We start from the raw sequence: 6,555 nt of genomic DNA, 5'->3' as shown, positions 1-6,555 counted from the left end.
TTTTTGTTGGGGCGTCCCCGGGGGGGTTGGGGGGCCGGCCCCTTCCGCCGCGGGCGCGGACCCCCGAACGGGTCGGCAGAGGCGGCTCAGCCCAGCAGCTTCGCCACCACCCGGTCGAGCATGCGGATGTCCTCCGGCGGCAGCGCGAGCAGCGCGTCCGGCGGGGTGCTGAGGATCCCGGTGGCGATCGCGGCCTTCGCCTCGCCCTCCTCGGTGAGGTGGACCAGCTTGGAGCGCCGGTCGACCGGGTTGGTGATGCGCTCGGCGAGGCCGCGCCGCACCAGGTCGTCCACGATGACGCTGGTGTACGGCGGGTCGGCGCCCAGCCGCTCGGCCAGCTCCCGCAGGGTGATCGGGCCGGCGACGAGCCTGCGCAGCGCCCTGACCCGGCTGAAGCTCATGCCGAGGGCTTCGGCGACGCTCTTGCGGCGGTCGTAGCGTTCCAGCACGAGGGCGTTCATCCCCTGCCAGACCCGGGCCGCCGCTCCGGCCTCGCTCCCGCTCCCCTCCGGGTGCCCGCCGCTGTCCAGGCGCTCCATCAGGCGTCCACCATCCCCTTCGTCCGCTCGGCTTCCTCGGCCGCCTCCTCGGCGGCGAGCCGCTGCGCCGCGCGTTCGGCCGTCGCCCGGGCCCAGCGGCCGGAAGTGAGCGTACCGGCGCTGCGATCAATCTCGCTCGCATCGACGCCCACCTCACCGAAACACCACGAGCCCGCACCCGCACCAGCCACTTCGCAGTACTCGGCCCCGCCGAGCTGATGCTCAGCGGGGCCGAGTAACGCCACCCCGAATTAACCAACAGCGTCAGTCCCTCCCGGCGGGGCGCGGCCGTTCGGGCCCGTGGTCAGGCCTTCTTCACCACGCTGGACTTGAGCTGCATCGCACCGAAACCCTCGACGCGGCAGTCGATGTCGTGCCCGTCGACGCCGTCCACCAGGCGGATGTTGCGCACCTTGGTGCCGGCCTTGATGCCGGAGACGCTGCCCTTGACCTTGAGCGCCTTGACCACCGTCACGGTGTCGCCGTCGCTCAGCACGTTGCCGACGGCGTCCTTGATCACGCGCTCGCCGGCCGGCGCTCCGGCCTCGTCGGCCCCGCCGGGCACCCACTCGTGGCCGCACTCGGGGCAGACCATGAGGGCGTTCATCTCATAGGTGTACTCGCTGGAGCACTGCGGACACGGGGGAAGGTTGTCGCTCATGGGATCAGGATATCCAGGCCGTACGGATCCGGTCCGCGCGGCGATCGGCGAGGTCAGCGGGGGTTGCGCGCGGAGCGGCCGACAGCGGCGCGGACCGCCCGGCCGCCTGCGTTCCGCAGCCTCAGCCCGCGGTGAGCGCGAGCCGGATCCAGCGCTCGGACTCCGCGACCGCCGCCCCCACGTCGAAGGCCTCCGGCGCGGCCGCGGCCTGCACCACCAGCCCCTTGAGCAGCCCGACGAAGGCCGGCGCGAAGGCCACCGGGTCCACACCGGGACGCACCTCCCCGTCCCGCTGCCCCTGCCCGACCACCTCGGCCGTCCACGCCCGGGTCCGGGCGTCCAGCTCCGCCACCGCGCCGGTCAGCTCCGAGGCCCCGGCGAGCGCCTCGGCCCCCAGCACCACGAAGGCCCGGCCCAGGTCGGTCGGGTTTCGGACGCCCTCCAGGCAGCCGCGCGCGAACCCGCACAGCTCCTCGGCGGCCCCCGCCCCGCTGCGCGCCGGAGCGGCCGACGCCATCGCCTCGGCCAGCGCAGCCTCCTGGAGCCGCGCCAGCAGCGCGGCCTTGGAGCCGAAGTAGTGGGTGGCCAGACCCCGGCTGAAGCCGGCCTCCTCGCCCACCCTGGCCAGCGTGACCCCGGTGCTGCCGTGCTCGGCGATCAGCCGGGCGGCGGCGGCGATCAGCGCGGACTCGGCCCGGGCGCGCCGCTCGGCCTGGGTGCGGCGCGCCGGCGCCTCCCGGAGCGCCCCGGCCCCACCGGTTCGGTCCTCATCGTGCGTAGACATGCCACCATGCTAGTGTGAACTTGCTTGTTGAATAACAAGTAACTTCCGGAGCGGCGGGCACTCCCCCGACCCGCCGCCCCCGTGAGAAGGGAAGTCCCGATGACCGCCACGATGCTCGCCGGCCGGCTCGACGTCGCGAAGGGCTCCTTCGCCGTGGAGGAGGTCCCCGTCCCGGCCCCCGGCCCGGGCGAGGTGCTGATCAAGGTGGAGGCCGCCGGCGTCTGCCTCTCCGACGTCCACCTGATCGAGGGCATGCTCAAGCCGCTCTACCTCAAGGGCGACAAGGTCACCCTCGGCCACGAGGTCGCGGGCACCGTGCACACCCTCGGCGAGGGCGTGACCGGTACGGCCGTCGGCGACCGGGTGCTGCTGCAGGCCGGCGAGACCCGCGACGGCGTCGTGCACACCCGCGGCGTGGACTACGACGGCGGCTGGGCCGAGTACGCGCTCGCCACCGCCACCACCCTGGTGCCGATACCGGACGAACTCCCCTTCGAGCAGGCCTGCTTCATCCCCGACGCGGTCTCCACCCCCTGGGCCGCGATCACCGCCACTGGCGCCGTACGCCCGGCCGAGGCGGTCGGCGTCTGGGGCGTCGGCGGCCTCGGCGCCCACGGCGTGCAGCTGCTGCGGGCGATCGGCGCCTTCCCGATCGTCGCCGTCGACCCGCTGCCGGCCGCCCGCGACCGCGCCCTGGCCTTCGGCGCCGACGCCGCCCTCGACCCGGCCGACCCGGGCTTCGCCGGGCTGCTGCGCGAGGCCACCGGCGGCCGCCCGCTGTCCGTCGCCTTCGACTTCGCCGGGGTCGCCCCGGTGCGCGAGCAGGCCATGGCCACCCTCGGCGAGCACGGCCGCCTGGTGCTGGTCGGCCTCACCAACAAGCCGCTGACCGTCACCAACGGCACCCTGGTCAGCTACCTGCGCCAGCAGATCCGCGGCCACTACGGCTCCGAGGGCCAGGACGTCGTCGACCTGGTCAACCTGGTCCGCGGCGGCCGGCTGGAGTTCTCCCGCTCGGTGAGCGGCACCTTCCCGCTGGCCGAGGCGGCCCGTGCGGTCGAGGCGCTGGAGCACAAGGAGGGCGACCCGATCCGCCTGGTGCTCAAGCCCTGACCCGACGCGCCACCGACCCGGCGCCGCACCTCCGGACTGAGCCCGGCAGGTGCGGTGCCGCTCCTTCCCGACCGACCCGCGGACGGCCAACTCCGCTCCCCCGTACGGGAAATGGCATGCACGCCACTAGCCAACCGGCCAGTAGCACCCCTACCGTCGACTCTTCCGTGAGACTTCGACGGAGGAGTCCGCCTTGCGGTCACGCCAACACCAACGCCCCCGCTCCCTCCGACTCCCGGCCGCCGCCCTCGCCTCGGCCCTGCTCGTCACCGCCGCCCTCACCACCACCCCCACCGCCGCCGCGCCGGCCCCCGCGACCGCCGCCGCCAACGACTACTGCGGCGGCCACTGCGCCGACATCCTGCCGCCCGGCGAGAACGGCAACGCCACCCTCGCCGACATCCTGCTCAACCGGGCCTTCGGCACCCGCCCCGCGCACACCGACGACCAGCTCGGCCCCTACGCCGCCCTCGCCTCCGGCTACCCCGGCCTGACCGAGGCCAAGCTGCGCGACTTCTTCAACGACGCCTCCTTCGGCGTCCCCGCCGACCAGGTGGCCAGCACCATCAGCCCGCGCCCGGACGTCGCCATCGTGCGCGACAAGGCCACCGGCGTCCCGCACATCACCGGCACCACCCGCTACGGCACCGAGTTCGGCGCGGGCTACGCCGCCGCCCAGGACCGGCTCTGGGTGATGGACCTCTTCCGGCACGTCGGCCGCGGCCAGCTGTCCGGCTTCGCGGGCGGCGCCGCCGCCAACCGCCAGCTGGAGCAGACCTTCTGGCAGGCCGCGCCGTACACCGAGGCCGAGCTCCAGCAGCAGATCGACACCATCGCCGCCCGCGGCGGCCGGGCCACCCAGGCCCTCACCGACGCCAACGCCTACCTCGACGGCGTCAACCAGTACGCCAAGGAGTCCTACAACGCCCGCACCTTCCCGGGCGAGTACGACCTCACCGGGCACATCGACCCGATCACCAACGCCGGCTCGATCGAGCCGTTCAAGCTGACCGACCTGGTCGCCCTCGCCTCCGTGGTCGGCGCCCTGTTCGGCTCCGGCGGCGGCGGTGAACTGGCCTCCGCCCAGGTCAAGTCGGCCGCCGAGGCCCGGTACGGCAAGGACGCCGGGGACGCGGTCTGGGCGTCGCTGCGCGAGGCGGACGACCCGGAGGCCGTCCAGACCCTGCACGACGGGCAGAGCTTCCCGTACGCCACCGTCCCCGACCACCCGCAGGGCGAGGCACTGCCCGACCCCGGCTCGGTGGTGCCCGAGCGGGTCGTCTACGACGCCACCGGCTCCGCCGAATCCGCCACCACCGCGGCGAACGGCGTCCTGCCCGGCAACCTGCTCACCGCCCGGCACGGCATGTCCAACGCCCTGCTGGTCTCCGGCGCCCGCACCGACGACGGCCACCCGGTGGCCGTGTTCGGCCCGCAGACCGGCTACTTCGCCCCGCAACTGCTGATGCTGGAGGAGATCCAGGGCCCCGGGATCAGCGCACGCGGCGCCGCCTTCGCCGGCCTGAGCTTCTACGTGCAGCTCGGCCGCGGCCAGGACTACGCCTGGAGCGCCACCTCGGCCGGGCAGGACATCACCGACACCTACGCCGTCCCGCTCTGCACCACCGACGGCTCCCCGGTCACCACCGCCGCCAACTCCTATAGCTGGCACGGCCAGTGCCTGCCCTTCGACCGGCTGGAACGCAAGAACGCCTGGAACCCGACCACCGCCGACTCCACCCCGGCCGGGTCCTACACCCTGGTGATGAACCGCTCCCGGTACGGCCTGGTCACCGCGCGCGGCACAGTCGGCGGCGCACCCGTCGCCTTCACCTCGCTGCGCTCCACCTACCGGCACGAGGCCGAATCCATCATCGGCTTCCAGGAGTTGAACGACCCCGGCGCGGTGCACGACGCTGCGGGGTTCCAGCAGGCGGCGCAGGACATCAACTACACCTTCAACTGGTTCTACGCCGACTCGCGCGACATCGCGTACTACAACTCCGGCAGCAACCCGGTCCGCGCCCCCGGCGTCGACCCCGGGCTCCCCGTGAAGGCCCAACCCGCCTACGAGTGGGCCGACTTCGATCCCGTCGCCAACACCGCCCGGTACACCCCGGCGGCCGAGCACCCGCAGTCCGTCAACCAGGACTACTACATCTCCTGGAACAACAAGCAGGCGAACGGCTACACCTCGGCCGGCTTCGGCAACGGCTCGGTGCACCGCGGCAACCTGCTGGACGACCGGGTCAAGTCCCTGCTCGGGAACGGCGGCAAGGTGAGCCGGGTCTCGCTCACCCAGGCCATGGAGGGCGCCGCCCTGGCCGACCTGCGGGCCGAGGACGTGCTGCCCGACCTGATCCGCGTACTGCGCAGCGCGCCCGTCACCGACCAGGCCACCCTCACCGCCCTGCAACAACTGGAGGCCTGGCTCGCCAACGGAGGGCAGCGGAAGGAGACTTCACCGGGCAGCCACGGCTACGCGGACGCCACCGCGATCCGGGTGATGGACGCCTGGTGGCCGCTGGTCGCCGAGGGTGTCATGCGGCCGGGCCTCGGCGACCCGCTGTTCGGCGCGCTGACCGGCGCCCTCCAGATCAACGAGTCCCCCTCGGGCGGGCAGACCGGCCCCGGCGGCGGCCCGGTGAGCGCCAACGAGGCCATCCCGCACAAGGGTTCGGCCTTCCAGTACGGCTGGTGGAGCTACCTGGACAAGGACCTGCGCGCCGTCCTCGGCGACCGGGTGGCCGGCCCGCTGGCCCGGCCGTTCTGCGGCGGCGGCGACCTCGCGGCCTGCCGGACCGTCCTGCTGACCACCCTGAAGCAGGCCGCCGCCCGGACGCCGGCCCAGGTCTACCCGGGCGACGCGGACTGCGCGGCCGGCGACCAGTGGTGCGCCGACACGATCATCCAGCGCCCGCTGGGCGGCGTGACGGACGCCAAGACCACCTGGCAGAACCGCCCGACCTACCAGCAGGTGGTGCAGTTCCCGAGCCACCGCTGAGCGACACCGCCGGTGCCCCGGCCGGGGGCACCGGCGGCCGGTCACCTGGACCGCGCCGCGGTCTCGTCCTCGTCGCCCCGCAGGTTGCCGGCCTCGCTCCGCAGCCGCCTGCCCGCGACCGTGTACGTCCTGGCCGTACCCCGGTTCGTCACCCGGTCGCCGACCGCGCCCGCCAGCTCCCCGATGCTCTCCACCAGCCCGGCGAGCGCACCCAGCAGCGCCGCCTCCTCCTTCTCCGGGACCCTCTCGCGGGCGCTGTCCCGCGCCTTCGGCAGCGCGTTCTCCCGCACCTGCCGCTCCGCCTCGCCGACCGCGTCGACCATCGCCCGTATCCCGCTGTCCAATCCGGCCCCCTCGTCTCCCCGCTCCTCCGACGTACCCCGCGAGCCTTCCCACCCCGTGCCCCACTTAGGCCCAGCCCGACGCGCGACCCGCGGGAACTGCCCCTAGCGTG

7 protein-coding genes are annotated in these 6,555 nt (G+C 73.9%); 2 read left to right on the top strand and 5 right to left on the bottom strand.

Annotated elements, in window-relative coordinates; translation table 11 throughout:
* Nucleotides 1-86: 86 nt before the first annotated feature.
* The 4 genes from ACFRQN_RS25880 to ACFRQN_RS25865 form a co-directional block, all read right to left on the bottom strand.
* Nucleotides 87-539 (bottom strand): MarR family winged helix-turn-helix transcriptional regulator, encoded by a 453-nt coding sequence (locus tag ACFRQN_RS25880; RefSeq protein WP_380742463.1) that lies wholly within the window; start codon nt 537-539, stop codon nt 87-89.
* Nucleotides 539-691: a hypothetical protein gene (locus tag ACFRQN_RS25875; RefSeq protein ID WP_158077791.1), complete on the bottom strand. Its 153-nt coding sequence runs from the start codon at nt 689-691 to the stop codon at nt 539-541. Before ACFRQN_RS25875 ends, ACFRQN_RS25880 begins: the two co-directional genes overlap by 1 nt.
* A gap of 152 nt (nt 692-843) precedes the next feature.
* Nucleotides 844-1,200 carry a zinc ribbon domain-containing protein YjdM gene (locus tag ACFRQN_RS25870; RefSeq protein ID WP_117486841.1) on the bottom strand — a complete coding sequence of 119 codons (357 nt, stop codon included), beginning with the start codon at nt 1,198-1,200 and terminating at the stop codon, nt 844-846.
* A 121-nt stretch (nt 1,201-1,321) separates the two neighbouring features.
* On the bottom strand, nt 1,322-1,984 hold the full coding sequence (locus ACFRQN_RS25865; RefSeq protein WP_380742461.1) for a TetR/AcrR family transcriptional regulator: 663 nt from the start codon (nt 1,982-1,984) through the stop codon (nt 1,322-1,324).
* A gap of 99 nt (nt 1,985-2,083) precedes the next feature.
* Between ACFRQN_RS25865 and ACFRQN_RS25860 the strand changes: the two genes are divergently transcribed.
* Nucleotides 2,084-3,097, top strand: coding sequence for a zinc-binding dehydrogenase (locus tag ACFRQN_RS25860; RefSeq protein WP_380742459.1), 1,014 nt, complete (start codon nt 2,084-2,086; stop codon nt 3,095-3,097).
* Between the two features lie 193 nt (nt 3,098-3,290).
* Complete coding sequence (locus ACFRQN_RS25855) at nt 3,291-6,101, top strand: penicillin acylase family protein (RefSeq protein ID WP_380742457.1); 2,811 nt, start codon at nt 3,291-3,293, stop codon at nt 6,099-6,101.
* A 41-nt stretch (nt 6,102-6,142) separates the two neighbouring features.
* Here ACFRQN_RS25855 and ACFRQN_RS25850 read toward each other — a convergent pair whose 3' ends face one another.
* On the bottom strand, nt 6,143-6,445 hold the full coding sequence (locus tag ACFRQN_RS25850) for a hypothetical protein (protein WP_375875488.1): 303 nt from the start codon (nt 6,443-6,445) through the stop codon (nt 6,143-6,145).
* Between the last annotated feature and the right edge of the window lie 110 nt (nt 6,446-6,555).

It is taken from the genome of Kitasatospora sp. NPDC056800, assembly GCF_042789775.1.
Taxonomy (GTDB): Bacteria; Actinomycetota; Actinomycetes; order Streptomycetales; family Streptomycetaceae; genus Kitasatospora.
The sequence above is the reverse complement of the archived record's forward strand: the minus strand, read 5'-3'. Positions and strand labels throughout refer to the sequence as shown.